At 44.6% G+C, this 1,391-nt stretch carries 1 protein-coding gene; it reads right to left on the bottom strand.

Translation table 11 applies throughout. The features are described from left to right. Nucleotides 1–14: 14 nt before the first annotated feature. Nucleotides 15–1,283: an IS4 family transposase gene (locus AB4138_RS23635; RefSeq protein ID WP_017068666.1), complete on the bottom strand. Its 1,269-nt coding sequence runs from the start codon at nt 1,281–1,283 to the stop codon at nt 15–17. Nucleotides 1,284–1,391 lie beyond the last annotated feature (108 nt).

The raw sequence follows: 1,391 nt of genomic DNA on the forward strand, positions 1-1,391 counted from the left end.
TCATAGACAGAACCTTAAGCACTAAGCTCAGCGTAAATTCCGTCTAACGTAATGTTTTCTTTAGACTTCCTCTGCGCGGACTTTTGAGCGTTCCTTGATATATAACTGGTAGCCCATTCGATTTTATTGCTGATTTCTGACCATGCGCCGTGACTGATACATTCAAATATTGGTAACAGCCAGACATCCACATTTTTTGCCGCTTTAAACAATGAGACCGATGGCATTATCTGAAGCGCAATACTACGCCTAATGATCAGCGCAAGTAAACTGGCCCAGATGAGCCCATCAACGATGGCCTTTTGTGCGGTGACAAATCGTTGCCAGTTGGTGTGAGACTTTAACTCTTTAAAAAGCAGTTCCACCTGCCATCGACAGCGGTAGATCGCCATGATGTCATCGGCAGTAAAGGTGTCTGAAGGTAAGTTAGTTATCCAAATGCAGAATCGTTTTTCTTCAGCAAACCATCGTCGCACGACTCTAAACTCTTGTTTACCTCGACGGACTTTTAGGTCAAGGACCTGCGAACGGTTGGTACCTCGAGTAATGTCTTTCAGCTTCTTCCCTTCTAGCTTAGGCAGCAGTCGCCCCTTGCCGTTCCTTGCCTCAATAATCATAGGGTTCAGAGACTTAGCACCTCGGACAATATAGAATCCGCCATGCTGTTCAAGCTCTCGAAAGAAGTGGAAATCAGGATACCCTGCGTCAGCTAACAGCAATTTGTTGTTCATCGTTTTGGGCTCAGGTAAAAAATCTCTTTCTGATGCCGTATCAGCGCTGATGTTCATCGCGACTGGAGAAAAGCTTTTCAACGACATTGTCATATGACATTCAACCGCTGCAGGGTTACGTTTAAATCGACTCGGATAAACATCCGCCAGGTCACGATGGATGTGGAAAGAGCTGCCATCTTGAAGCAGTACATCATCAAAGGTGTCGAGCTTATTTGGTAGACCGACATTCTGCTGGCGAGCAAATTGAGCTATTGCTCGCATAACAAGTTGCCGCATGAAATTAGGAAACTCATTTTTCCTCAACTGGTTATGGTAAGGCTTGTATGCCACGGCACCTTCAGGGCTCAAGCACATCCCATTGAATTGTCGCAGTAAATCCGCAATGGAAGTGCAGTTTCCTTTGCTTAACGCGGCCACTAAGCTAATGACTAGCTGCTCGGGTAATATCGCCCGACACCGTTTCATCAGGCCTGTACTTTTCGCCATTTTTTGGAGGGTGTCAGCATTAAAGAATTGCTTAAATTGCTTCTGTAAGGAGATAATCGTCATCGGCTTCACTATTGATGTAGGTAGTTTGTTTGGCGACGATTATCTGATCATAAATGAAGCCTTTTTTCTATCTAAATAAACAAGTTAGCTCTTAAGATCCTGTCTATG

Source organism: Vibrio sp. 10N.286.52.C3 (assembly GCF_041468865.1).
GTDB lineage: Bacteria > Pseudomonadota > Gammaproteobacteria > Enterobacterales > Vibrionaceae > Vibrio > Vibrio crassostreae_C.